20 protein-coding genes and 1 tRNA gene are annotated in these 23,324 nt (G+C 69.3%); 10 read left to right on the forward strand and 11 right to left on the reverse strand.

What is annotated here, in order from left to right:
* Window positions 1-185: 185 nt before the first annotated feature.
* On the reverse strand, window positions 186-1,286 hold the full coding sequence (locus ACNF49_RS41765; RefSeq protein ID WP_498703345.1) for a polysaccharide deacetylase family protein: 1,101 nt from the start codon (window positions 1,284-1,286) through the stop codon (window positions 186-188).
* A 116-nt stretch (window positions 1,287-1,402) separates the two neighbouring features.
* Complete coding sequence (gene polA, locus ACNF49_RS41770) at window positions 1,403-4,093, reverse strand: DNA polymerase I (RefSeq protein ID WP_357968220.1); 2,691 nt, start codon at window positions 4,091-4,093, stop codon at window positions 1,403-1,405.
* A gap of 131 nt (window positions 4,094-4,224) precedes the next feature.
* Between polA and ACNF49_RS41775 the strand changes: the two genes are divergently transcribed.
* The 6 genes from ACNF49_RS41775 to ACNF49_RS41800 all read left to right on the forward strand — a co-directional run bounded on the left by ACNF49_RS41775 (window position 4,225) and on the right by ACNF49_RS41800 (window position 9,450).
* Window positions 4,225-4,575, forward strand: a complete 351-nt coding sequence (locus tag ACNF49_RS41775; protein ID WP_387645449.1) for a PaaI family thioesterase — start codon at window positions 4,225-4,227, stop codon at window positions 4,573-4,575.
* A 519-nt stretch (window positions 4,576-5,094) separates the two neighbouring features.
* Window positions 5,095-6,252: a branched-chain amino acid ABC transporter permease gene (locus ACNF49_RS41780; RefSeq protein WP_482941220.1), complete on the forward strand. Its 1,158-nt coding sequence runs from the start codon at window positions 5,095-5,097 to the stop codon at window positions 6,250-6,252.
* 16 nt (window positions 6,253-6,268) lie between these two features.
* Window positions 6,269-7,267, forward strand: coding sequence for a branched-chain amino acid ABC transporter permease (locus tag ACNF49_RS41785; RefSeq protein ID WP_352358296.1), 999 nt, complete (start codon window positions 6,269-6,271; stop codon window positions 7,265-7,267).
* Window positions 7,257-8,195 (forward strand): ABC transporter ATP-binding protein, encoded by a 939-nt coding sequence (locus ACNF49_RS41790; protein ID WP_482941221.1) that lies wholly within the window; start codon window positions 7,257-7,259, stop codon window positions 8,193-8,195. The genes ACNF49_RS41785 and ACNF49_RS41790 overlap by 11 nt, the downstream gene beginning before the upstream one ends.
* Entirely contained in the window at window positions 8,192-8,989 is a 798-nt protein-coding gene (locus ACNF49_RS41795) for an ABC transporter ATP-binding protein (protein WP_352331023.1), read from the forward strand. The genes ACNF49_RS41790 and ACNF49_RS41795 overlap by 4 nt, the downstream gene beginning before the upstream one ends.
* Window positions 8,990-9,048: 59 nt before the next feature.
* The gene (locus ACNF49_RS41800; RefSeq protein ID WP_352358300.1) at window positions 9,049-9,450 is read left to right on the forward strand and encodes a hypothetical protein; all 402 of its coding nucleotides are present in this window, start codon (window positions 9,049-9,051) and stop codon (window positions 9,448-9,450) included.
* A 65-nt stretch (window positions 9,451-9,515) separates the two neighbouring features.
* Here ACNF49_RS41800 and ACNF49_RS41805 read toward each other — a convergent pair whose 3' ends face one another.
* On the reverse strand, window positions 9,516-10,811 hold the full coding sequence (locus tag ACNF49_RS41805) for an ABC transporter substrate-binding protein (protein ID WP_357968212.1): 1,296 nt from the start codon (window positions 10,809-10,811) through the stop codon (window positions 9,516-9,518).
* A gap of 325 nt (window positions 10,812-11,136) precedes the next feature.
* On the opposite strand from ACNF49_RS41805, the gene ACNF49_RS41810 reads away from it, so the two are divergent.
* Window positions 11,137-11,850 (forward strand): hypothetical protein, encoded by a 714-nt coding sequence (locus ACNF49_RS41810; protein WP_498703349.1) that lies wholly within the window; start codon window positions 11,137-11,139, stop codon window positions 11,848-11,850.
* Window positions 11,851-11,853: 3 nt separating this feature from the next.
* Here the strand turns inward: ACNF49_RS41810 and ACNF49_RS41815 are convergent, their stop codons facing one another.
* The 3 genes from ACNF49_RS41815 to ACNF49_RS41825 all read right to left on the reverse strand — a co-directional run bounded on the left by ACNF49_RS41815 (window position 11,854) and on the right by ACNF49_RS41825 (window position 15,440).
* Entirely contained in the window at window positions 11,854-13,161 is a 1,308-nt protein-coding gene (locus ACNF49_RS41815; RefSeq protein WP_357968209.1) for an ABC transporter substrate-binding protein, read from the reverse strand.
* Between the two features lie 250 nt (window positions 13,162-13,411).
* Window positions 13,412-14,704: an ABC transporter substrate-binding protein gene (locus ACNF49_RS41820; protein WP_482941223.1), complete on the reverse strand. Its 1,293-nt coding sequence runs from the start codon at window positions 14,702-14,704 to the stop codon at window positions 13,412-13,414.
* A 151-nt stretch (window positions 14,705-14,855) separates the two neighbouring features.
* The gene (locus tag ACNF49_RS41825; RefSeq protein WP_357968205.1) at window positions 14,856-15,440 is read right to left on the reverse strand and encodes an ANTAR domain-containing response regulator; all 585 of its coding nucleotides are present in this window, start codon (window positions 15,438-15,440) and stop codon (window positions 14,856-14,858) included.
* Between the two features lie 89 nt (window positions 15,441-15,529).
* On the opposite strand from ACNF49_RS41825, the gene ACNF49_RS41830 reads away from it, so the two are divergent.
* Window positions 15,530-15,602: transfer RNA gene (locus tag ACNF49_RS41830), tRNA-Leu, on the forward strand.
* A 97-nt stretch (window positions 15,603-15,699) separates the two neighbouring features.
* Here the strand turns inward: ACNF49_RS41830 and ACNF49_RS41835 are convergent.
* Window positions 15,700-16,293 carry a TIGR03086 family metal-binding protein gene (locus ACNF49_RS41835; RefSeq protein ID WP_482941224.1) on the reverse strand — a complete coding sequence of 198 codons (594 nt, stop codon included), beginning with the start codon at window positions 16,291-16,293 and terminating at the stop codon, window positions 15,700-15,702.
* Between the two features lie 229 nt (window positions 16,294-16,522).
* Here ACNF49_RS41835 and ACNF49_RS41840 point away from each other — a divergent pair, with 229 nt between their 5' ends.
* Complete coding sequence (locus ACNF49_RS41840) at window positions 16,523-16,945, forward strand: pyridoxamine 5'-phosphate oxidase family protein (protein ID WP_357968201.1); 423 nt, start codon at window positions 16,523-16,525, stop codon at window positions 16,943-16,945.
* 24 nt (window positions 16,946-16,969) lie between these two features.
* Window positions 16,970-17,932, forward strand: a complete 963-nt coding sequence (gene dapD, locus ACNF49_RS41845; RefSeq protein ID WP_482941225.1) for a 2,3,4,5-tetrahydropyridine-2,6-dicarboxylate N-succinyltransferase — start codon at window positions 16,970-16,972, stop codon at window positions 17,930-17,932.
* A gap of 240 nt (window positions 17,933-18,172) precedes the next feature.
* Here the strand turns inward: dapD and pyk are convergent, their stop codons facing one another.
* From pyk to ACNF49_RS41865, 4 genes are all read right to left on the reverse strand, one after another.
* A complete protein-coding gene (gene pyk / locus ACNF49_RS41850) occupies window positions 18,173-19,603 on the reverse strand; it encodes a pyruvate kinase (RefSeq protein WP_357968198.1) in 1,431 nt (476 codons plus the stop codon).
* A gap of 35 nt (window positions 19,604-19,638) precedes the next feature.
* Window positions 19,639-19,989 (reverse strand): DUF2784 domain-containing protein, encoded by a 351-nt coding sequence (locus ACNF49_RS41855; protein ID WP_357968196.1) that lies wholly within the window; start codon window positions 19,987-19,989, stop codon window positions 19,639-19,641.
* A complete protein-coding gene (locus ACNF49_RS41860) occupies window positions 19,986-21,005 on the reverse strand; it encodes a S8 family peptidase (protein WP_482941226.1) in 1,020 nt (339 codons plus the stop codon). The genes ACNF49_RS41855 and ACNF49_RS41860 overlap by 4 nt, the downstream gene beginning before the upstream one ends.
* An 817-nt stretch (window positions 21,006-21,822) precedes the next feature.
* The gene (locus tag ACNF49_RS41865) at window positions 21,823-23,268 is read right to left on the reverse strand and encodes an MDR family MFS transporter (protein WP_482941227.1); all 1,446 of its coding nucleotides are present in this window, start codon (window positions 23,266-23,268) and stop codon (window positions 21,823-21,825) included.
* Between the last annotated feature and the right edge of the window lie 56 nt (window positions 23,269-23,324).

Consider the following 23,324-nt stretch of genomic DNA (forward strand, 5'->3'; position numbering starts at 1 on the left):
ATTGCTCCGAACGCGGACAGGATGTCGATGTGGCGGATGCGCGGCAGGCCCTCTTCCGCATCAAGCCGAGGAATTACGACATCGACGTGACCGAGCGCGAGCCCGCTCCGTCTGAGGCGCGCGCGAGCCCACAGCGCAGCGATCAGCATATGAGACCTTGGCCACGGGGTCAATCCGGAGGCACATCAGTACGCGATGATCTGGGACTCCCGCTTGGGGTTGATATTACCCCGTAGTTTGCGCGGGATGGAGATCCGCGTGGGATCGCCGTCCGAGACGTAGCGCTCGCCAGGGTGCTTGTTCAGCCACTCCAGCCAGTACTGGGAGCACCACTTGCGGCACTCTCCCCGCTTGCCGTTGCTCTGGATCCGCTGGATCGCCCCACGGTCGTAGTCTTTCGCGAAGGGCGAAAGGGACGGCTGGGCCCCGGCGAGGAACACGCCGGCGAAATCATAGCGGGTCCCGTCCCAGGAGCCGGTCCGGGCGAGCTTCTTGGGCCGCGGCACCGACCCGTACGGCAGGGCCAGGGTCTTGTCCGGCGGCGCCCCCAACTTCTTGAGCAGCCGCTCCAGCCGGACGATCTGCTCGCGCACCTTCTTCTTCCCCAGCCGCCGCAGGTCCGGATGGGACCAGGTGTGGTTGGCCACCTCGAAGCCGTGATCGACCAGCCACCGCACCGCGGCCGCCTGCCGCTCCTGATCGCGCAGCCCGAACGGCTCACGGGTGATCCAGAACGTCGCGGCCGGCCGGAACGAGGGATAACGGGCGGCCACGTCGAGGATCACGCCGACGGCGGTGTCGGGCTTGGGGTTGCCCGCGTCGTCGAGCGCGAAGTGGCTCCGGTGACCGTCGTCGAACGTCAGCACGACCGGGAACCGCCCGGCCGGCACCCGGATGTCGCCGGTGGCGAACTCCCTGGCCGTGATGGGCACGTAGCCCTGCCTGGCCAGCTTCTCCAGCTCCTGCCTGAGCTGGTCGGGGGTGCGGTCGATGGAGGCCACGCGCTTGCGCAGGATCCGGTGGTACATGATGATCGGCACCATGCCCGCCTCGTTGGCGCGCACCTGCCGGGCGAACTCGGGGGTGGCGACCACGCCGGGAGGCTGGGAGGTGTCCTGCGGCTGCCCCTGCGGGGGTGAGACGGGAGCGATCACGCCGACCCGGGCCGACGCCTGGGTAGTAGGAGTCTCACCGTCAGGTAAGAGGCTCAGCCCGACGACGGCCACGGTCACCACGGCCGCGTTCGCGATTGCGATGATCCGCGTGAAGGACGCTGGTACCCGCACAAATCTCCCGCATCTCGGCCAAAACTATCTTCAGCGTAGACGAGAAGCCCCGGAGACGGCGGGGCCACGCCGTTCGCGATATGTCGGTCTGCCCCGCCGTGTCGGGATAAACATGGTCAGTGGCCGGCGTCCTGCCACGTACGCCCGACGCCCACCGAGACCTCCAGCGGAACGCGCAGGTGGTAGGCGGCGTTCATCTGGTCGCACACGAGCTGCCGCAGCGTCTCCAGCTCGCCCGGCGCGACCTCGAACACCAGCTCGTCGTGGACCTGCAGCAACATCCGCGAGGCCAGCCCCTCCTCGGCGATGGCCTGGTGGACGTGGAGCATGGCGACCTTGATGATGTCGGCCGCCGAGCCCTGGATGGGGGCGTTGAGCGCCATGCGCTCGGCCATCTCCCTGCGCTGGCGGTTGTCGCTGGTCAGGTCGGGCAGGTAGCGGCGGCGGCCCATGATCGTCTCGGTGTAGCCGTCGGTGCGCGCCTGGGCCACGATGGCCTGCAGGAAGTCGCGCACGCCACCGAACTCGGTGAAGTACTCCTCCTTCAGCGCCCGCGCCTCCGAGACCGGGATGTTGAGCTGCCCGGACAGGCCGAAGTCGGACAGGCCGTAGGCCAGGCCGTAGTTCATCGCCTTGATGCGCGCCCGCAGCTCGCTGTCGATCTGCTCGGGCGGCAGGTCGAACACCCGGGCCGCGGTGGCCTGGTGGAAGTCGTGGCCGGACTCGAAGGCCTCGATCAGCGACTCGTCGCCGGACAGGTGGGCCATGATGCGCAGCTCGATCTGGCTGTAGTCGGCCGTCAGCAGCCGCTCGTAGCCCTCGCCGACCACGAAGCCCTGCCGGATGCGGCGGCCCTCGGCGGTGCGGATCGGGATGTTCTGCAGGTTGGGCTTCTCCGACGACAGGCGGCCGGTCGCGGCGATGATCTGGTTGAACGTGGTGTGGATGCGCCCGTCGTCGCCGACCTCCTTGATCAGGCCCTCGACCGTGGTGCGCAGCTTCTGCTGGTCGCGGTGGCGCAGCATGATCGTCGGCAGCTCGTGCTCGGTCTGGGTGGCGAGCCAGGCGAGCTGGTCGGCGTCGGTGCTGTAGCCGGTCTTGATCTTCTTCGTCTTCGGCAGGTTGAGCCGGGTGAACAGGATCTCCTGGAGCTGCTTGGGCGAGCCCAGGTTGAACTGCTCGCCGACCGAGCGGTGGGCCTCCTCCACGGCGTGCTTGACCGCGGCGCCGAACTCGGCCTCCAGGCCCGCGAAGTATTGGCTGTCGACGGCGATGCCGGCTCGCTCCATCTCGGCCAGCACCGACAGCAGCGGCAGCTCGACGTCGGTCAGGAGCTGGGTGCCGCCGCGGCCGGCCAGGAAGCCCTCGAGGGATTCGGCCAGCTCGCGCACGGCGTGGGCGCGCAGCGCGAGGTCTTTGGCCGGCGCGTCTTCGTCGTCGCCGAACAGCGCGGCCTGGCCGCCGGACTCCTCCTCGGCCCGCAGGTCGCGGTGGAGGTAGCGCCTGGCCAGGTCTTCCAGCGCGAACGTGCGCTGGCCCGGCATGGCGAGGTAGGCGGCCAGCGCGGTGTCGCAGCTCAGGCCGCGCAGCTCCATGCCCTGGGCCCACAGGGCCAGGATCGGGCCCTTGGCGTCGTGGACGGCCTTGGGCCTGCTCTGGTCGCCCAGCCAGGCCCGCAGCGCCGCCTCGTCGGCCTCGGTGAGCTTGACGGGGTCGATGTGGGCGGCGGTGCCGTCGGGCGAGGCGATGGCGATGCCGTCGATGCGGCCCGAGCCGCTGCCGTAGGAGCCCTTGAAGGCCAGCCCGGCGCGGCCCTGCGGGAGCGCCGCCAGCCAGCCGGCCACCCGGTCGGGCCCGAGGATGACGGTCTCGACCTCGAAGCCCTGCTCGGGCTCCGCCTCGCCGGTGCCGAGCACCTTGAAGACGCGCTCGCGCAGCTCGCCGCGGATCTGGAGGGTGTCGAACAGCTTGTTGATCTCCTCGCGCTCCCACGCGCCCTGGGTGAGGTCGCCGAGCTCGACGTCGAGCGGCACGTCGCGCAGCAGCTCGGTCAGGCGGCGGTTCATCAGCACCTGGGCGACGTGCTCGCGCAGTTTGTCGCCGACCTTGCCCTTGACCTCGTCGACGCGGTCGACCAGGGCGGTGAGCGAGCCGAACTCGCGCACCCACTTGGCCGCGGTCTTCTCGCCGACGCTGGGGATGGACAGCAGGTTGTCGCTGGGGTCGCCGCGCAGGGCGGCGAAGTCGGGGTACTGGGCCGGGGTCAGGCCGTACTTCTCCTCGACCGCCTCGGGGGTGAACCGCGTCATGTCGCTGATGCCGCGGCGCGTCATCAGCACGGTGACGTGCTCGTTGACGAGCTGCAGGGCGTCGCGGTCGCCGGTGACGATCAGCACGTTCATCCCGTCGCCGGCCGCGCGGGTGGCCAGGGTGGCGATGAGGTCGTCGGCCTCGAAGCCCGCCTTGGACAGGTGCGGGATGCGCAGCGTGTCGAGCAGCTCGTAGATGAGCTGCATCTGGCCGCGGAAGTCTTCGGGGGTCTCGCTCCGGTTGGCCTTGTAGTCGGAGTACTCCTCGTGGCGGAACGTCGGCTCCGACCGGTCGAAGGCCACCGCCACGTGGGTCGGCTGCTCGTCGCGCAGGATGTTCGTCAGCATCGAGGTGAACCCGTAGACCGCCTCGGTGTGCTGACCGTCGGTGGTCATGAGGTTGGCGTCTTTGAGCGCGTAGAAGGCGCGGTAGGCCAGGGAATGCCCGTCAAGCAGCAACAGGCACGGGCGGCTGGGGGTCACTTCACTCTTCGGCACGTACGCAGCCTAGTCTGCGTCAACGACAGAAAACCCGAGCTCGGAAGAGTGGAGACATCCCCTTGACGCAGACCGATCCTCTTGACTTCTCCGCGTACGGCGCGGTGCACGAGGGCACGCTGGCCCACCGTATGGGCATCGAGTTCGTCGAGGCCGGGCCCGAGCGCGTCGTCGGCAGGATGCCGGTCGAGGGCAACACCCAGCCCTACGGCCTGCTGCACGGCGGCGCGTCGGCGGTGCTGGCCGAGACGCTCGGCTCGGTGGCCGCGGCGATCCACGCCGGCCCCGGCCGCATCGCCGTCGGCATCGAGATCAACGCCACCCATCACCGCTCGGCGACCTCCGGGTACGTGACCGGGGTCGCGACGCGGTTGCACGGCGGACGCACTTTGGCGACGTACGACATCGAGATCACCGACGAGGAGGGACGGCGGGTGTGCACCTCCAGATTGACGTGCATGCTGCGCGACCAGCGCCCCTGACGTCACTTTGACCGAACCTTTGCGCAGCGGCCCCATCGATCGCTACGGTTGTCCGAACAGAGCCCGCGGGGAGGCCCGGTAGATAACGTGTACGGCCGGGGAAGCCCTACATGGCCCCAAAGGCCGCTCCGCGGGCTCGTCCACGTTTTCTCCCCATCGTTACCGTTTCGTTTTCGGTGTGGGCCAGGCGTCTTCCCTCATTTAGCCCCTGACCTGCCGCGTTGTTTGCTCACATGTGTGGCACACGCATGTCACTAATTGGTGACGAACCATACTGAAACGGGCGTCTGCGGAATAAGCTCCCGCCATTGCATCCCAGTTGTGCCTGCGATGCGCGCGTGTCGAGATGGAGGGGTACAACCCCGCCTTGACCTATTTGAGGGAGCACCATTGCGCAGAGCCGTGATCGCGTTCACGGCCTTCCTGGGTGGACTCATCTTCCTGCTGGCCAGTCCCGCGCAGGCGGGGCCGGCCGGATGCCAGGGTTTGAAGGGGACGCTCAAACTCCAAGGCCAGCCAGTGAACGGCGTCAAAATCGCCGTGACCACCGAGGGCGGACAACCCGTCAAGGAGGTCACTACAAACGCACAGGGCACGTGGGAAGTTCCTACCGACAAGGGCAAGTTCAAGGTCACCCTTGACCTGAACTCCCTTCCGAAGAACGCCGAGGTGCGCGGGGGCAGCAACGTCCGCACGCCGACCGTCTTCGAGGGCAACTGCTCGACCGTGCTGTTCGCGTTGCAGGCCAAGGGTGTCGCCGGGCAGCCACAGGGAGACGAGAGCGGGGAGAGCAGCGTCTGGGACACCGCGGCGCAGCTCGCCTTCGAGGGGCTCAACCTCGGGCTGATCATCGCCCTGGCCGCGCTCGGCCTGTCGCTGATCTACGGCACGACCGGCCTGACCAACTTCGCCCACGGTGAGCTGGTCACGCTCGGCGCCGTGCTGGCGTACATGTTCAACGTGGGCTTCGGCCTCCATCTCATACCCGCCGCGGTGCTCGCCGTGGCGCTGGGCGGCGCGTTCGGATACGCCCAGGACCGGCTCTTCTGGGGCCAGCTGCGCAGGCGCGGCACCGGCATCGTCGCCATGATGATCGTCTCCATCGGCGTCGCGCTGGTCATGCGCTACGTCATGCTGATCTTCTTCGGCGGCCAGAACGAGGCCTACGCCCAGTACACGGCCCAGCCGGGTGTCGAGTTCGGGCCGATCTCCGCGGCGCCCAAGAACTTCGTGGCGATGGGCATCGAGCTGGCCGTGCTGCTGCTGGTCGGCTTCGCGCTGCTGCGCACCCGTACCGGCAAGGCGGCCAGGGCCGTGTCGGACAACCCCGCGCTCGCGGCCTCGTCCGGCATCAACGTCGACCGGGTCATCCGGATCATCTGGACCCTGGGCGGCGCCATCGCGGCGCTGGCCGGCATCATGCTCGGGCTCTCCCAGAACCTGAAGTACACGATGGGCCAGGACATCCTGCTGCTCATCTTCGCCGGCGTCACGCTCGGCGGGCTCGGCACCGCCTTCGGCGCGCTGGTCGGCTCGCTGGTGGTCGGCCTGTTCATCCAGGTCTCGACCCTGTGGGTGCCGCCGGAGCTCAAGAGCGTCGGCGCGCTGGTCGTGCTCATCATCGTGCTCCTCGTCCGGCCCCAGGGCATCCTGGGCCGCCGCGAGCGAATCGGCTGATCGGGGGAGGATCAGAATGGACTGGATCACGATCATCAGCACGACGCTGAAGTCCGCGGTCGGCGTCGAGACCGTGCTGTACGCGCTCGCCGCGATCGGCATCAACATCCAATTCGGCTACACCGGCCTGCTCAACTTCGGCCAGGCGGCGTTCATGGGCGTGGCCGGGTACGGCCTGGCCGTCACCGTCACCGTGATGGGCCTGCCGTTCTGGGTCGGCATCATCGTCGGCCTGCTCGCCGCGGTGCTCCTGGCGATCCTGCTCGGCATCCCGACCCTCCAGCTGCGCGCCGACTACCTGGCCATCGTGACCATCGCGGCGGCCGAGATCGTCCGGCTGGTGTTCCGCTCGGTGGCGTTCAAGAGCGTCTTCGGCGGCTCGGACGGCCAGCGCGGCTTCTCCGACGGCTTCTACGCGCTCAACCCCTACCCCGAGGGCCAGTACGGCTTCAACCTCGGCTCCGTCCCCCTGTTCTTCAACCACCGGGTGTTGTGGGTGCTGACCGTCGGCTGGGTGCTCATCGCCCTGTGCTGCGGGCTGGTCTACCTGCTGATGAAGAGCCCCTGGGGCCGCGTGCTCAAGGCCATCCGCGAGGACGAGGACGCCGTGCGCAGCCTCGGCAAGAACGTCTTCTCCTACAAGATGCAGTCGCTCATCCTGGGCGGCGTCGTGGGCTGCCTGGGCGGCTTCATCTACGGCCTGGCCTACGCCTCCGTCCAGCCCGACATCTTCGGCACCGAGACCACGTTCTACGCGTACACGATGGTCATCCTCGGCGGCGCCGCCCGCGTGCTCGGCCCCGTCGTGGGCGCGTCGATCTTCTGGGTGCTGCTCGTCCTGATCTACGGCGTGCTGTCCGAGGCCGTCGGCGCCGGGATCATCACCTTCATGGACACGAACCAGGTGGGCGCCGTCCGCTGGATCCTGGTCGGCCTGGGTCTCGTCCTGTTGCTCATCTTCCGGCCACAGGGCATCTTCGGCGACAAGAGGGAGATAGCAATCAATGCACGCTGAATCCACGGCCACCGAGCGCAAGGCCGCGGCGCTGGCCGCCTTCAAGGACCTGGCCCGCGATCCGGGCGTGCCGAAGCCTGACCCGATCCTCACGGTCGACAACGTCGTGCGCCGCTTCGGCGGCCTGACCGCGGTCGAGGTCGGCCACGTCGAGATCCAGCGGGGCTCCATCACCGCGCTGATCGGCCCCAACGGCGCCGGCAAGACGACCTTCTTCAACCAGCTCACCGGCTTCGACACCGCCGACTCCGGCTCGTGGACGTTCAACGGGCGCAGCATGAGCGGGGTGCCGGCCCACAAGGTCGCCCGCGCCGGCATGGTGCGCACCTTCCAGCTCACCAAGGCGCTGTCCCGCCTGACCGTCATGGAGAACATGCGCCTGGGCGCCCAGCGGCAGAAGGGCGAGACGTTCTGGCGGGCGCTCATCCCGTCGATGTGGCGCGGCCAGGAGGACGAGATCACCGTCCGCGCAGAGGAGCTCCTCGAACGCTTCAAGCTCGGCGCCAAGCGGGACGACTTCGCCGGATCGTTGTCCGGCGGCCAGCGCAAGCTGCTGGAGATGGCCCGCGCCCTCATGGTCCAGCCGGAGCTGGTCATGCTGGACGAGCCCATGGCGGGCGTGAACCCGGCCCTGACCCAGTCGCTGCTCGGCCACGTCAAGGACCTGCGCGAGCAGGGCATGACGGTGCTGTTCGTCGAGCACGACATGGACATGGTCCGCGACATCAGCGACTGGGTGATCGTCATGGCGCAGGGCGCCGTGATCGCCGAGGGCCCACCCGACACGATCATGTCGGACGAGCGCGTGATCGACGCCTACCTCGGCGCCCACCACGACGCCCCGCTCTCGGACACCGAACTGGAGTCGCAGCTCCACGAGGCCGAGGCGGCTCTGGAGGCCGAGATCGAAGAGGAGACGCAGAAGTGAGCGACGCCCCCGAGGCCGCCCCCGAGTCGCAGGCGGCCGTCACCGACCGCACCGCGCACCTGGAAGGCGCCGAAGACGCCGTGCTGCGGTGCGACGAGCTGATCGCCGGCTACCTGCCGGGCGTCAACATCCTCAACGGCTCCGACCTCTACGTCAAAGAGGGCGAGCTGATCGGCATCATCGGCCCCAACGGCGCCGGCAAGTCGACGCTGCTGAAGGCCATGTTCGGGCTGGTCAACATCCGCAGCGGCACGGTGCTGCTCAAGGGTGAGAACATCACGAACATGAAGGCGCACTCGCTGGTCTCCCGCGGCGTCGGCTATGTGCCGCAGACCAACAACGTCTTCCCCAGCCTCACCATCGAGGAGAACCTGGAGATGGGCGCCTTCCAGGTGCCCGGCAAGTTCAAGGAGCGCTTCGAGTTCGTCGCCGAGCTGTTCCCCGCGCTCAAGGAGCGGCGCAAGCAGCGCGCCGGCTCCCTGTCCGGCGGTGAGCGGCAGATGGTGGCCATGGCCAGGGCGCTCATGACCGAGCCGTCGGTGCTGCTGCTCGACGAGCCGTCGGCGGGTCTGTCGCCCAAGCTCCAGGACCTGGTCTTCATCCAGGCCCAGCAGATCAACAAGGCGGGCGTGACGGTGATCATGGTGGAGCAGAACGCCCGCCGCTGCCTGCAGATCTGCCACCGCGGCTACGTGCTCGACCAGGGCCGCAACGCCTACACCGGCACCGGCCGGCAGCTCGCCAACGACCCCAAGGTCATCGAGCTGTACCTGGGCACGCTGGCCAAGGCGTAACCGAATCGAACGGAGAAGGGGCTCCCCCGGGGTCCCTTCTCCGTTTTTTAATGAGCGCTGTGAAACGAATGCTGACAGTGGCGCTCGTCCTGCCCGTCCTGCTCGTCGGCTGCCAGGAGGACGCCTCCTCGGCGCAGCGGTACAGCACCGGCGGCGACCCGACCGACAGCCCGTGCGCGCGCGTGGTCTCGGCCATCGGGTACGCCGACCTGATGCTGAGGCCGAAGGGCCAGGAGGAGCAGCAGTACTTCGAGGACGCCGTCATCGGCCGGCTGGCCGAGCTGCGCGGCATCACGCTCCAGTTCGGCGACCGGCTGCCGGCCTCGCTGCACGCCGCCGTCCAGAGCGTCGAGACGGCCACCGCGGGCCTGTCCAGGAACGACGTGCCGCACGCCCGGCAGGTCGCGCTGCTGCGGCAGTACCGGGCCGCCGCCGAGCAGATCGTGGCCGGCTGCGCATGACGGACATGCCGGAAGGGCCCGGTCCGCGCGGACCGGGCCCTTCTCGGGGTGCTGCGGGAGGCTGATCAGCCGGCGATGTTGCCGGTGCGGTACTCCAGCGCCTTGGTGGCGTACTTGTTGTCCTTGCCGTACTGGTAGATGCCGATGGTGGCCACGGCGGGGTCACCGGCGTCGTTGAACTCGACCGGGCCGCTCACGCCGTCGTAGTCGATGTCCTTGCCGGCCTTGAGCAGGTCGACGCAGCTCTTGAAGTCCTTGCACTTCTCGCCGGCCTTGCTGACCTCGGCCAGCTTGGCCGCGATGTCGGTGCCCGCGTCGCTCTTGGCGGCCTCGGCGGCCAGGGCGAGCAGGTTCATCGCGTCGTAGGACTCGGGGGCGTAGCTGTAGTCCTCCAGCTTGGGGTTGATGCCGAGGAGCTTCTTCTGGAACTCCTCCGGAGCGGCCGCGCCCGGGATGGTGCCCTTGACGCCCTCAAGCGTGCCCTTGGGCATCTTGGCGTAGTTGGTGTTGGAGGTGTTGCCGTCGACCATGTACCACTTGTGCTTGTCGGCCGGCAGGCCCTGCTTGACCAGCTCCTGGATGACCTTGGCGGTCTCCTCGAACCCGATCAGCACGATGCCCTTGGGGTTCTTGGCCTTGATCTTCGCCACGTCGGCGGAGAAGTCGGCGGCCTTGGGGTCGTAGTCGACACGCTCGACGACCTCGCCGCCGCCGTCGGTGACCGTCTTCTGCACCTGGTCCGCCAGGCCGGTGCCGTAGGAGTCCTGCATCGCCAGGATGCCGACGGTGTCGTTGCCGTCGGACACCACCAGGTCGCCGAGCACGCGGCCCTGCAGCTTGTCGGGCGGCGAGGTGCGGAAGTACAGGCCCTTGTCCTCGATCGTGGTGAACTTGTCGGAGGTGTTGGCAGGCGAGAAGTGGATGACGCCCGCGCCCGTGATCTTGTCGATCACCGACTCCGACACCGAGGAGGACGCCGCGCCGATGATGGCGTCGGCCTTCTGGGCCAGGAGCTTGTCCACCGACTGCGAGGCGATGTTGGTCGTGGTGTCGCCCGAGTCGGTGTCGTACTTGGTGACGGGCTTGCCCAGCACGCCCCCGGCCTCGTTGATCTCCTTGATGGCCAGGTCGACGCCGGCGAACTCGGGCGGGCCGAGGAAGGCGAGCGAACCGGTCTGGGGCAGCAGCGTACCGATCGTGAGGGTGCCGTCGCCCTTGGCCGCGGGAGCCGACGAGGATGGCGCGGCCGGCTGCGAGGACTGCGTGGCGGTGTTGCTGCCGCCACCGCCGCAGGCCGTCAGGGCCAAGCTGGTGGCGGCCACGACAGCCAGCGCCCGCCCCACGGGAGCAATGCGGATCATGAAGTGTCTCCTTCATTTCCAGGCCGGGATCGTCAGCACCGCCGAGCGCTCCCGATCGAATGACGGAAACGTACAAAATCGCCGTGTACTCGAACCAGATGGCGGGGTGAACTGTCGGCACTTGGATGCGGAGTCGTAATCAGTCCTCAACTTACGGACCTGCGCTAGCAGGCTTAATGTGCGACGGGTGAAGCGTTTTACGCCTGTCCTTGTCACGGCGGTCCTTCTTGCCGGGTGCGCCTCCTCGCCGCCGCCCCCGCCGCCTTCCTCGGATCCTCCCGCCGGCGTATCGGTCACGCTGGAGCAATGGCGTTCCGACGAGCCCGTGCACGCGCTGGAGGTGGCCGTCCGTAATACCAGCGGCATACCCGTGTATTTCGCCGACGTCCAGCTCGTGACGCCGTCGTTCAAAACGTTGCCGCCGGAAAAGACGGACGCCACGATCAAGCGGACCGAGCGCACCGACCTGCGCATCACCTTCGGCGCGGCCAACTGCCTGCCCACGGGCCTGCCGCAGCTCCAGCCCGCCACCGTCGTGGCCAACATCCGCGCCGGCGCCGAGCAGCCGCGCCGGGTGGTCTTCAAGGTGCCGCACCCCAGCCCGCTGCTGACCCGCCTGCTACGGGACGAATGCTCGGAGTTCCTCATCAAGGAGGCGGCCGGCATCGAGTTCGGGCCCGACTGGAAGCAGGTGGGCAAGGAGATGCGTGGCAACCTGGTGGTCACCCGGCGCGGCGGCGGCAAGGTGACGCTGACCGAGCTCGGCGGCACCACGCACTACATCATCACGCCGGAGGCCGGCGGGCGGCCCGTGGCCGTGCTGGAGACCGGGCAGCAGCGGCTGGAGGTGCCGGTGACGCTCACCCCCGGCCGCTGCGACCCGCACGCCTTCGCCGAGGCCAAGAAGGCGTTCCTGTTCCCGGTACGGGCCACCGTGGACGGCGGGCCCGAGCGGGTGGTGATCGTGGTGCCGCCCAAGCCGCTGCAGGACCGGTTGATCCAGTACTCGTTGCGAGTGTGCGGCCTGGGCGGCGGGTGAGGGTCAGCCCTCGATGTTGCCCGTGCGGTACTCCAGGGCCTTGGGCGCGTACTTGTTGTCGTCGCCGTACTGGTAGACGCCGATCGTGGCCACGGCGGGGTCACCGGCGTCGTTGAACTCGATCGGGCCGCTGATGCCGTCGTAGTCGATGTCCTTGCCGGCCTTCAGCAGGTCGGCGCACTCCTTGAAGGTCTTGCACTTCTCGCCGCCCTTGCTGACCTCGGGCAGCTTGGCGGCGATGGACTTGCCGCTGTCGTCCTTGGCCGCCTCGGCCGCCAGGGCGATGAGGATCGAGGCGTCGTAGGACTCGGCGGCGTAGGTGTAGTCCTCCAGCTTGGGGTTGATCTCCAGGAGCTTCTTGCGGAAGTCCTCCGGAGCCTCGGCGCCGGGGATCGTGCCCTTGACACCCTTGAGCGTGCCCTTGGGCATCTTGAGGTAGTTGGTGTTCGACATGTTGCCGTCCACCATGTACCACTTGACCTTGTCGACCGTCAGGCCCTGCTTGACCAGCTCCTGGATGACCTTGGCGCCCTCCTCGAAGCCGATCAGCACGATCGCCTTCGGGTTCTTGGCCTTGATCTTGGCGACGTCCGCGGAGAACTCGGCCGCCTTCGGGTCGTAGTCCACGCGCTCCACGACGCTGGCGCCGGCCGCCTCGGCGGTCTTGGTCACCTGGTCGGCCAGGCCGGAGCCGTAGGAGTCCTGCATGGCCAGGATGCCGATGGTGTCGTTGCCGTCGGCGGCGATCAGGTCGCCGAGCACGCGGCCCTGCAGCTTGTCCGGGGGCGCGGTACGGAAGTACAGGCCCTGGTCACTGATCGTGGTGAACTTGTCAGAGGTGTTGGCGGGCGAGAACTGCACCACGCCGGCACCGGTGACCTTGTCGATGATCGACTCGGACACCGACGAGGAGGCGGCGCCGATGATGGCGTCGGCCTTCTGCGCGATCAGCTTGTCCGCCGACTGCGAGGCCACGTTCGTGGTGGTGTCACCCGAGTCCGTGTGGATCTTGGTGACCGGCTTGCCGAGCACGCCGCCCGCGTCGTTGATCTCCTTGACGGCCTGGTCGACGCCGGCGAACTCGGGCGGGCCGAGGAACGCCAGCGAACCGGTCTGCGGCAGCACGGTGCCGATCGTGAGCGTGCCGTCGCCCTTGGCCGCCTCCGTCTGGGTGGCCGGGGCCGAAGAGGACGGCGCCGCGGACGTGGTCTGCTGCGCGGCCGTGTCGCCACCGCCGCCACAGGCCGTCAGGGCCAGGCTCGCCGCTGCCGCGACGGCCAGGAAGCGCCCTGCTGGAGCAATGCGGATCATAAAAGAGACTCCCCTTATTCCCAGCGGGGAACGATCTCCCTCGCTGCGTTTTCCGAGCTCAGCATGCCTCTTTGACGGGGAGATGTGGGGGATTTCGGGTACTTTTATGCTAATTTGTAATGTCGCAATCACCCTCTGTAATTGCATGTTTCATCAGCGTTACGGTCATGACTCCACATGAACCACCCCAGCCCGAAATTTCGGGACTGGGGTGGTTATGGCGGGTTGTCCGGCTCGGAGCCGCCACTGCCTAGCCGGCGATGTTGCCCTTGCGATATTCGAGCGCCTTGGCCGCGTCGTACTTGTTGTCCTTGTCGTACTGGTAGACGCCGATCGTCGCGACCGACGGGTCACCGGCGTCGTTGAAGTCCACCGGGCCGCTCACGCCGTCGTAGTCGATGTCCTTGCCCGCCTTCAGCAGGTCGGCGCACGCCTTGAAGTCCTGGCACTTCTCGCCGCCCGTGCTGACCTCGATCAGCTTCGGGGCCAGCGCGGTGCCCGAGTCGTCCTTGGCCGCCTCGGCCGCCAGCGCGATCAGGGTCGTCGCGTCGTACGACTCCGCCGCGTAGGTGTAGTTCGTCAGCTTCGGGTTCACCGTCAGCAGCCGCTTCTGGAACGCCTCCGGGGCCGCGGCACCCGGGATCGTGCCCTTGACGCCCTTCAGCGTGCTCTTGGGCATCTTGAGGTAGTTGGAGTTCGACATGTTGCCGTCCACCATGTACCACTTGACCTTGTCGGCCGTCAGACCCTGCTTGACCAGCTCCTGCACGACCTTCGCCGTCTCCTCGAAGCCGATCAGCACGATCGCCTTCGGGTTCTTGGCCTTGACCTTGGCCACGTCCGCGGAGAACTCGGCCGCCTTCGGGTCGTAGTCCACCCGCTCGACCACGGTCGCACCGGCCTCCTCGGCCGCCTTGGTCACCTGGTCGGCCAGGCCGGAGCCGTAGGAGTCCTGCATCGCCAGGATGCCGACCGTGTCGTTGCCGTCGGAGACCACCAGGTCGCCCAGCACGCGGCCCTGCAGCTTGTCCGGCGGCGCCGTACGGAAGTACAGGCCCTGGTCGTTGATCGTGGTGAACTTGTCGGAGGTGTTGGCCGGCGAGAACTGCACCACGCCCGCCCGCGTGATCTTGTCCAGGATCGACTCCGACACCGACGAGGACGCCGCGCCGATGATCGCGTCGGCCTTCTGGCCGAGCAGTTTGTCCACCGACTGCGAGGCGATGTTGGTCGTGGTGTCGCCCGAGTCGGTGTCGATCTTCGCCACCGGCTTGCCGAGCACTCCCCCGGCGTCGTTGATCTCCTTCAGCGCCAGGTCGACCCCGGCGAACTCGGGTGGTCCCAGATACGCGAGATTGCCCGTCTGGGGCAGCACGGTGCCGATCGTCAGCGTGCCGTCCCCCTTGACCGGAGCGGCCGAGGAGGGCGTCACGGACGCGGCTCCGGTCGCGCCCGTCCCGGCGGTCGTGCCGCCGGTCGAACACGCCGCCAGTGCCAGGCTCGCCGCTGTGGCGACGGCCAGCGCGCGGGAAATGCGGATCATCGAAAGCGTCTCCGTTCGAGATGAGCGGACCTTCCGTCCGCCCATCAGCATGCGCCGGGACGCCTGCGCAGAAAGAAGCCGAAGCCGGTTGGATGCCCAGTCGTGACCGGGCCACAACCCGCGGGGCTAAATCACCTGATATAGGCGCTTTTCATGCCCGCTCGGCCGCGTCGTCTATAACGATCTGAGCAACCTCCCGCATGCTCAGCCGCCGGTCCATCGACGCCTTCTGGATCCACCGGAACGCCTGCGGCTCCGTCCAGCCGTGCTGGGCCATCAACTGGCCCTTGGCCCGCTCGACCAGCTTGCGGGTCTCCAGCCGCTCGGAAAGGCTGGACACCTCCGCGCTGAGCGCCACCATCTCCTCGTGCCTGCTGACCGCCATCTCGATCGCCGGCACCAGATCGGCCTTGGTGAACGGCTTGACCAGGTAGGCCATCGCCCCCGCGTCGCGGGCCCGCTCCACCAGGTCACGCTGGGAGAAGGCGGTGAGGATGAGGCACGGCGCGATCCGGTCGGCCACGATGCGCTCGGCCGCCGAGATGCCGTCGAGCACGGGCATCTTCACGTCGAGGATGACGAGGTCGGGCCGCAGGTCGGCGGCGAGCCGGATCGCCTGCTCCCCGTCACCGGCCTCGCCCACGACGACGTAACCGTCCTCCTGGAGCATCTCCTTGAGGTCGAGGCGGATCAGGGCCTCGTCTTCCGCGATCACTACTCGCCGCTGCGTACTCACGAGCAGAAGAGTACAGACGTCCGGTAGATTAGATCCACGCCGGTGCGGCCTCGGGCATTACGCTGCGAGATCACCAACCGGACGAAGTCGCCCCGGTAGACCAACGGCAGAGTCGATGGCCTCAAAATCCATACAGTGTGGGTTCGAATCCCACCCGGGGCACCGGCCTGACCGCCCGGCCCCCTCGTAGGCCGGGCGGTTTTCTTTTTTCCGCCCGTGACTGCCGGCTCGACAGGTGGGCCCGAAATCGTTGACCGGGTCAGGGCGTCCAGTAGGGCGAGCGGCCGAGGAGGGCGACCACGCGGTCGAGGGCCGCGGCGGCGGCGCCGGGCTCCACGCCGGGCAGGAACGCCTTCCCTGAACCGCGCGATTCCGGCGTGTCGGGCACCTGCGCGGCCAGCGGGAGAGCGGCCGCGGCGAGGTCGTCGTCGATGCCGGGCGGCACGCCGAGAGCCCTGGCGAAGTCCCAGGCGTGCACGACGCAGTCGATGAAGTGGAAGCCGATCGCCATGGCCGCCGGGAACGGGCCGCCGTCGCGGATCTCGGGCAGGAAGAAGGCCCGGTCGAGCACGCCGTCCGCGGCGAAGGCGGCGATGACGGCCTGCGCGGAGGCCGCGTACTCGGCCACGTGGTCCTCGCCCAGGGGGCGCGGCTGCCAGCTCGCCAGTTCCGACCGCGCGCCCGAGGCCGCCACGGCGAAGCCGTGGTTCTGCACGATCTGGTGTTCCAGCAGGTCGCGGACGGCCCATCCGGCGCAGGGCGTCGGCCGGTCGAGGTCGGCGGGCTTGATCGTGTTCACCAGGTCGACGGTGGCCCGCACCGACCGCCGGTTGAGCTCGATGATGTCTGCCAAGGCGATGTCCCGTCGTCGTCGAAGAACCCACCGGTCGACCCGTCCGGCCCGAGGGTGGCCAACCTGACGATGATGGCGGCCCCCCGGCGGCGGTGCGAGTGGTTTTCGCCGGTGAGGGCGCCGGCGCGATCAAGGAGCCGGCGCGGCGGCCGGGCGGGATTTCGCGGGCGGTTCGCCGGGAACAGTCCTCTGTGACGAATTGCGACGGACGAGACGGGGGTGGCGGGGGATGCCGTTGAGCGTGACCGAGCGGGAGACGTTCCTGGCCGAGCCGCACATCGCGAGCCTGGCGGTGGAGACGGGCGCGGGGCGGTCGCCGCTGGCCGTGCCCGTCTGGTACGACTACAGCCCCGGCGGCGAGATCAGGTTCCTGACCGACAGCGAGTCGCGCAAGGCGCGGCTGGTGGCGAAGGCGGGCCGGTTCACGATGCTGGTCCAGCGGGTCAGCCCGACCTACCGGTACGTGTCGGTCGAGGGCCCGGTGGTGCGCTCCGACCCCACGACGATCGAGGAGCTGACCCGCATCGCCGCCCGCTACCTGCCGCAGGAGGCGGTGTCGGGCTACGTGCACGGCTCGGACCTGCACGTCCTGGTGACGTTCCGGATGCGGCCCGAGCGGTGGCTGTCGGCGGACCTGGGCTCCTTGGGCTGAGCGGGCGCCCGGTATTTTTGGCTCGTGACTGCAATCGATCCCACCTCGACCGGCGCGTTCGGCGTCGGCCTCGCCACCATCGCCGACGACGGCACCGTTCTCGACACCTGGTTCCCGGCTCCCGAGCTGGGCGAGCCGCCCGCGACGGGCACCGAGCGGATCTCCGCCGAGGAGGCCGGCGAGCTGGCCGCGCTGACCGGCCGCGACGCGGCGCGGGGCGTCGAGGTGGTGGCGGTGCGCACGGGCGTCGCCAAGCTCTCCGAGCCGCCGGTCGACGCGCACGACGTCTACCTGCGGCTCCACCTGCTCTCCCACCGGCTCGTCCGGCCGCACGGCGTGAACCTGGACGGCCAGTTCGGCCTGCTGGCGAACGTGGTGTGGACCAACTTCGGGCCGTGCCCGGTGCCCGGCTTCGAGCGCACCCGGCTGCGCCTGCGGGCCAAGGGCGTGGTGACGGTGTACGGGGTGGACAAGTTCCCGCGGATGGTCGACTACGTGCTGCCGGAGGGCGTGCGGATCGCCGACGCCGACCGGGTGCGGCTGGGCGCCCACCTGGCGTCGGGCACGGTCGTCATGCACGAGGGCTTCGTGAACTTCAACGCCGGCACGGTGGGCACCTCGATGGTCGAGGGACGCATCTCGGCGGGCGTGGTGGTCGGCGACGGCTCCGACGTCGGCGGCGGCGCCTCGATCATGGGCACGCTGTCGGGCGGCGGCAAGCAGGTCATCTCGATCGGCGAGCGCTGCCTGCTGGGCGCCAACGCGGGCATCGGCATCTCGCTGGGCGACGACTGCGTCGTGGAGGCGGGCCTCTACGTGACCGCGGGCACGCGGGTGACGCTGCCCGACGGCACGGTGGTCAAGGCGGCGGAGCTGTCGGGCTCGAACGGGATCCTGCTGCGCCGCAACTCGCAGTCGGGCGCGGTGGAGGCCATCCCCCGCACGGGCTCCGGCATCACCCTGAACGCCGCCCTGCACGCCCACTGACCGTCAAGGCCCTCTCCGCCGGCCGGCTGCCACGGAGGGGGCCCACAGGGCGCTCCGTCACGGCGGCGCGCCGGTGAAGGGTCAGCGGGCGTTTCCTGGAGGGCCCCCGGCCGGAGTGCGGCGGGTGGCCGGCCGGGCGAAGCCGTAAGGAAGAAAAGTCCGCACGGGGCAACCGGCGCAGGCTCGCCCGCCTGGGCGAGCCTGCGCGGAGCGTGGGCGGGTCGGGCGGCGGCGTGCGCGTCAGTTCGCGTGGGAGACCGCGGAGCCGATGGTGTGCACCCGCAGCGCGTTGGTGCTGCCCGGCGTGCCGGGAGGCGAGCCGGCCACGATGACCACCTTGTCGCCCTTCTCCAGCCGCCCGAGCGACAGCAGCGACGCCTCCACCTGCCGCACCATGTCGTCGGTGTGGTGCACGAACGGCACGTGGAACGTCTCCACCCCCCACGTCAGCGACAGCTGCCCGCGCACGTGCGGGGCCGAGGTGAAGGCCAGCAGCGGGATCGGCGAGCGGTAGCGGGCCAGGCGGCGGGCGGTCTCGCCCGACATGGTGAACGCGATCAGCGCCTTGGCGCCGACGATCGCCCCGACCTCGGCCGCGGCCCTGGCGATGGCCCCGCCGGTGGTCTCCGGCAGGCGCTCCAGGCTGTGGGTGGCGTGCAGGGACGACTTCTCGGCGGCGCAGGCGATGCGGTCCATCGTCGCGACCGACTCGATCGGGTAGCTGCCGACCGACGTCTCGCCCGACAGCATGACGGCGTCGGCGCCGTCCATGACGGCGTAGGCGACGTCGCTGGCCTCGGCGCGGGTGGGGCGCGGGGCGCTCATCATGGAGTCGAGCATCTGGGTGGCGACGATGACCGGGCGGGCCTTCTCGCGGCACAGCCCGATGATGCGCCGCTGCACGATCGGCACCTGCTCCAGCGGCAGCTCCACGCCGAGGTCGCCGCGGGCGACCATGATGCCGTCGAAGGCCTCGACGATCTCCGGCAGGCGGTCGACGGCCTGCGGCTTCTCGATCTTGGCGAGCAGCGGCAGGCGGACGGCCTCCTGCTCCATGATGTTGCGCACGACGTCGGCGTCCGAGGGACGGCGGACGAAGGACAGCGCGATCATGTCGAAGCCGGTGCGCAGCGCCCAGCGCAGGTCGGCCTCGTCCTTGTCGGTGAGCGCGGGGGCGCTGACGTTGACGCCCGGCAGGTTGAGGCCCTTGTTGTTGGAGATCATGCCGCCGATGACGACGCGGGTGGTGACGCGGTCGCCGTCGACACGGGTGGCCTCCAGGACCAGGCGGCCGTCGTCGACCAGGATCTTGTCGCCGGGACGCACGTCGCCGGGCAGGCCCTTGTAGGTGGTCGAGACCTGCTCGCGGTCTCCTGGCACGTCTTCGGTGGTGATGGTGAAGACGTCGCCGAAGCCGAGGCGCACCGGCCCTTCCTCGAAGGTGCCGACGCGGATCTTGGGGCCCTGCAGGTCGGCGAGCACGCCTACGCCGCGGCCGAGGTCGGCCGCCACCTCCCGGACCCGGTCGTAGACCTCTCTGTGCATGTCATGGTTGCCATGGCTGAGGTTGAACCGTGCCACGTCCATGCCCGCGGAGATCAGCTCGTGGAGGCGTTCTTTGGACGAAGTGGCTGGGCCTAGGGTGCAGACGATTTTCGCGCGACGAGTCACGAGTCCTACCTTAATTGGTACAGACCACTTGGCAGTCACTGACGACGGAGAACGTACCCGACGTAGGAGAACAACACGAGAACGGCGAGTCCGAGCCGTACCAAGTTCGCGTACTGTTCAGGGTAGATCACGCCTTCGATGTAGTGGTCGACGAAGCCGCTCGGCGGCAGGCCCGGCAGCCCGCCCCTGCGCCGCGCCCAGTCCTCGGCGACGGTCAGCGGGCAGTCCACACCGGTGACGAGTGTCACCACGGCCCAGCCGACGGCCGCGAGATGAAGGTAGATCGTCCGCCGCCACCGCCAGGCCAGGAACCCGCCCAGGGCCACGTAGGCGAGGAAGGTGAAGTGCGTCACCATCACTGCGTCCGCGAGCAGGCGGTACATCATGGCTCTATGGTGGCCGCCTTCCAGGCGTTCACGACGCCGTGCCCGAAGAAGCCGTTCTTGGCCTGGTCGCCCTCACACTGGTGGGTCTTGTTCTCGCCGTACACCTTGTAGACGTAGGCGCGCGGCGTCGGGCAGGCCACGGGCGTCGCGGTCCGGTAGAGCAGGTCCTCGACGGTGGCGGGGTCCATGGCCAGGCCGCCGGGGCCGGGCTTGCCGAACCGGCTGATCAGGATGGCCGCGACGCCGGTGGCGTGCGGGGCGGCCATGGAGGTGCCGTCGAGGTACTGGTAGTAGGAGCAGGCGCCCTTGTGGCAGTCGCGTACGACGTCGGCGCCCTTGGGCTTGCCGGCGGCGTCGATCCGGCCGCCGGCCTTGAGCACGTGCTCGGGGGCGGCGGCCAGGATCGACCGGGTGGCCGCGGCGCCCTTGCCGTCCAGCGCGTCGCCGCCGGGGGCGGCCAGGTCGGTCTGCTCCAGGCCGTAGTCGCTGTAGACGGCCTTGCGTCCGGACGGGCCGACGGCGGAGATCGAGATGACGCCCTTGGACTCGGCGGGCACGTTGACGCACGAGTTGTCTATCTTGCGGGTCTTCTCGTCGCCGCGCGGGTAGCCGGGGCTCTGCCTGTCGGCCGTGGGGTGCCCCAGGTCGGTGGAGCCGTTGCCGAGGGCGGAGACGAGCGTGACGCCCTTGCCGCGGGCGTAGTCGAGGGCGCGTTGCATGCCGACGACGACGGCCCGCTGTTCGAGCTGCTCCTTCTTGGTGTCGGCCTTGTTGGCGGCGCAGTTGAACAGCCAGGGGTCGACGTAGTAGCTCATGTTGACGACGTCCACGCCGATGTCGGCGGCGTAGGTGAGGGCGTCGAGGCTGGGCTTGAGGAAGAAGAAGCCGGAGTCCTGGCCGGCCCTGATGCTGACGAGCCGCACGTCCGGGGCGACGCCGGCGATGCCGATGCCGTTGATCGGGGAGGCGATGGTGCTGGCGACGTGGGTGCCGTGGCCGTCGTCGTCCTCGTCCACGGGGTCCTTGCAGGAGGGGCCTCGCAGGGGCCGTCCAGGGTCTCGCCGCGTTCGTCCTTGGGCTTGTCGATGACGAAGTTGCGGCTCAGCTCGCGGTCGAAGTTGGGCGCGATGTCGGGGTGCTTGCCGTCGATGCCGGTGTCGATGACGCCGACCAGCACCTTCTTGCTGCCGGGGGCCTTGGCGTTGGCCCGGTCGGCGCCGATCATCTTCATGTCCCACTGGAGGTGGGCCAGCGGCTCCTGGGCCAGGCCCTTCCCGGCCATGGATCCGGCGTCGGGGAAGCCCCCGCCGGCTGGGCGGGCGGCGCGGGAGGAGGTGGAGCCGATGACGCGGCGGTCGGGCGAGACGCCGACGACGGCCGGGTCGGCGCCGACGCCCTCGGCGAAACCGTCGCCGCCGCCCTGGGTGAGCACGTAGCCGAGCTTGCCGTCCTCCTCGACGACCGTGCCGCCGGCGCGCTTGACGGCCGCAAGGGCCTGGCTCTGCTTGCCGTCGGCGTAGAAGACCAGGTTCTGGTTCTGGCCGGTGCGGGAGGTCGTGGTGGGCTGCGCGGAGCTGGTGGGGCCGTCCTGCGCGGGCTGTTCGGGGGTGGTCCGGTCGCCGGCGGCGGCCGAGCACGCGGTCAGCGCGGCGGCGACGGCCAGCGCCGTCAGGCCAGAGGCGACTCGCCGCATTGCTCCCCCATCCACCGACTGTCGCAGAATCTGCATCTTCCCGACACTCAACGGCTGATGCAACTTAGGTGTGAAATTTCGGCTAATGGGGGGTCACGCGGGCTCTGGGGGCTTTCGTCCAGAGCCCGCGTCCTACGGGGTCAGGCGTCGCGGTGCAGGCTCACGTTCGGCAGACAGGCCAGCAGGACGACGCCGACCAGCATGACCGGCGTGACCCAGGCGAAGACGCCGCTGATCGCCTCGGCGAACGCCGGACGTACGGACTCGGGCACCGCACCGGCGGCCCCCGAGGCCAGGGCCGCCTGCCCCAGCCGGCCGCTGAAGACGCCCCCGAGCACGGCCACCCCGACGGCGCCGCCCACGTTCCTGGCGAAGGACACCACCGACGTGGCCGCGCCCCGGTCGGCGGCGGGCGCGCTGACCTGGACGGCCAGCATCAGGTTCTGCAGCACCATGCCGAGCCCGACCCCGAACAGCACCATGTACAGCCCGGACGTGACCGCCCCGGTCCCCAGCCCCATGGTCGAGAACAGGAACGCGGCCACCGTCGCCAGCGCCGCCCCGGTCACCACGACCCACTTGTACGTCCCCAGCCCGGTCACCACCCGCCCCGCGACGGCCGAGGACGCGATCATGCCCGTCATCAGCGGAAGCAGCAGCAGCCCCGAGTTCGACGCGCTGGCCCCCGCGGCCAGTTGCAGGTAGAGCGGGAGGAAGGTGGCCGCCCCCACCATCCCGGTGGCCATCAGCACGATGGTCGCCGTGGCGATCGTGAACGTGCGGTCGCGGAACAGCCCGAGCGGCAGCACCGGCTCCTCGGCCCTGCGCTCCACCAGCACGAACAGCCACGCCAGCACGACCGCCCCCACGCCCAGCCCCACGACGACCGGCGAGATCCACGCGTACGTCGTCCCGCCCCACGAGGCGAACAACGTCAGGCAGGTCAGCACCCCGGAGATCAGCGCGGCCCCCGGCCAGTCGATCCGGTGCGGCGAGGTGCGCCGCGGCAGCCGGAGCACGGCGAAGGCGACCGCCAGCGCGATCGCGCCGAGCGGCAGGTTGATGTAGAAGATCCAGCGCCAGGAGACGTGCTCGGTGAGGTAGCCGCCGATGACCGGCCCGAGGACGGCGGCCACGCCGATCACCGCGCCGAACAGGCCCTGGAACTTGGCGCGCTCGCGCGGGGTGGCGATGTCGGCCGAGATCGCCAGGGTCAGCACCATCAGGCCGCCGGCGCCGATGCCCTGAAAGGCGCGGAAGGCGATGAGCTGGGCCATCGTCTGGGCGAGCCCGCACAGGGCCGAGCCGGCGAGGAACAGGGCGATGGCCGACAGGTACAGGCGGCGGCGGCCGTACATGTCGCTGAGCTTGCCGTAGAGGGGCGCGACGATGCCCGAGGCCAGGGAGAACGCCGTGACCAGCCACGACACGTTCTCCAGGCCGTTCAGCTCGCCCACGATGGTGGGGGTGGCCGTGGCCACCACCGTCTGGTCGACGGCGGCCAGGAACAGGCACAGCAGCAGCGAGCCCATGCTGAGCAGGAGGCCGCGCCGCGGTGCGGCCTCCTGGGCGATTGTCGATACCATTCAGTTGTCTCCTTGCTTCTTTCGCGAGGGCAGGAGGAATCCGCGGCGGTCGGGGG

The organism is Actinomadura sp. ATCC 39365, from assembly GCF_054392275.1.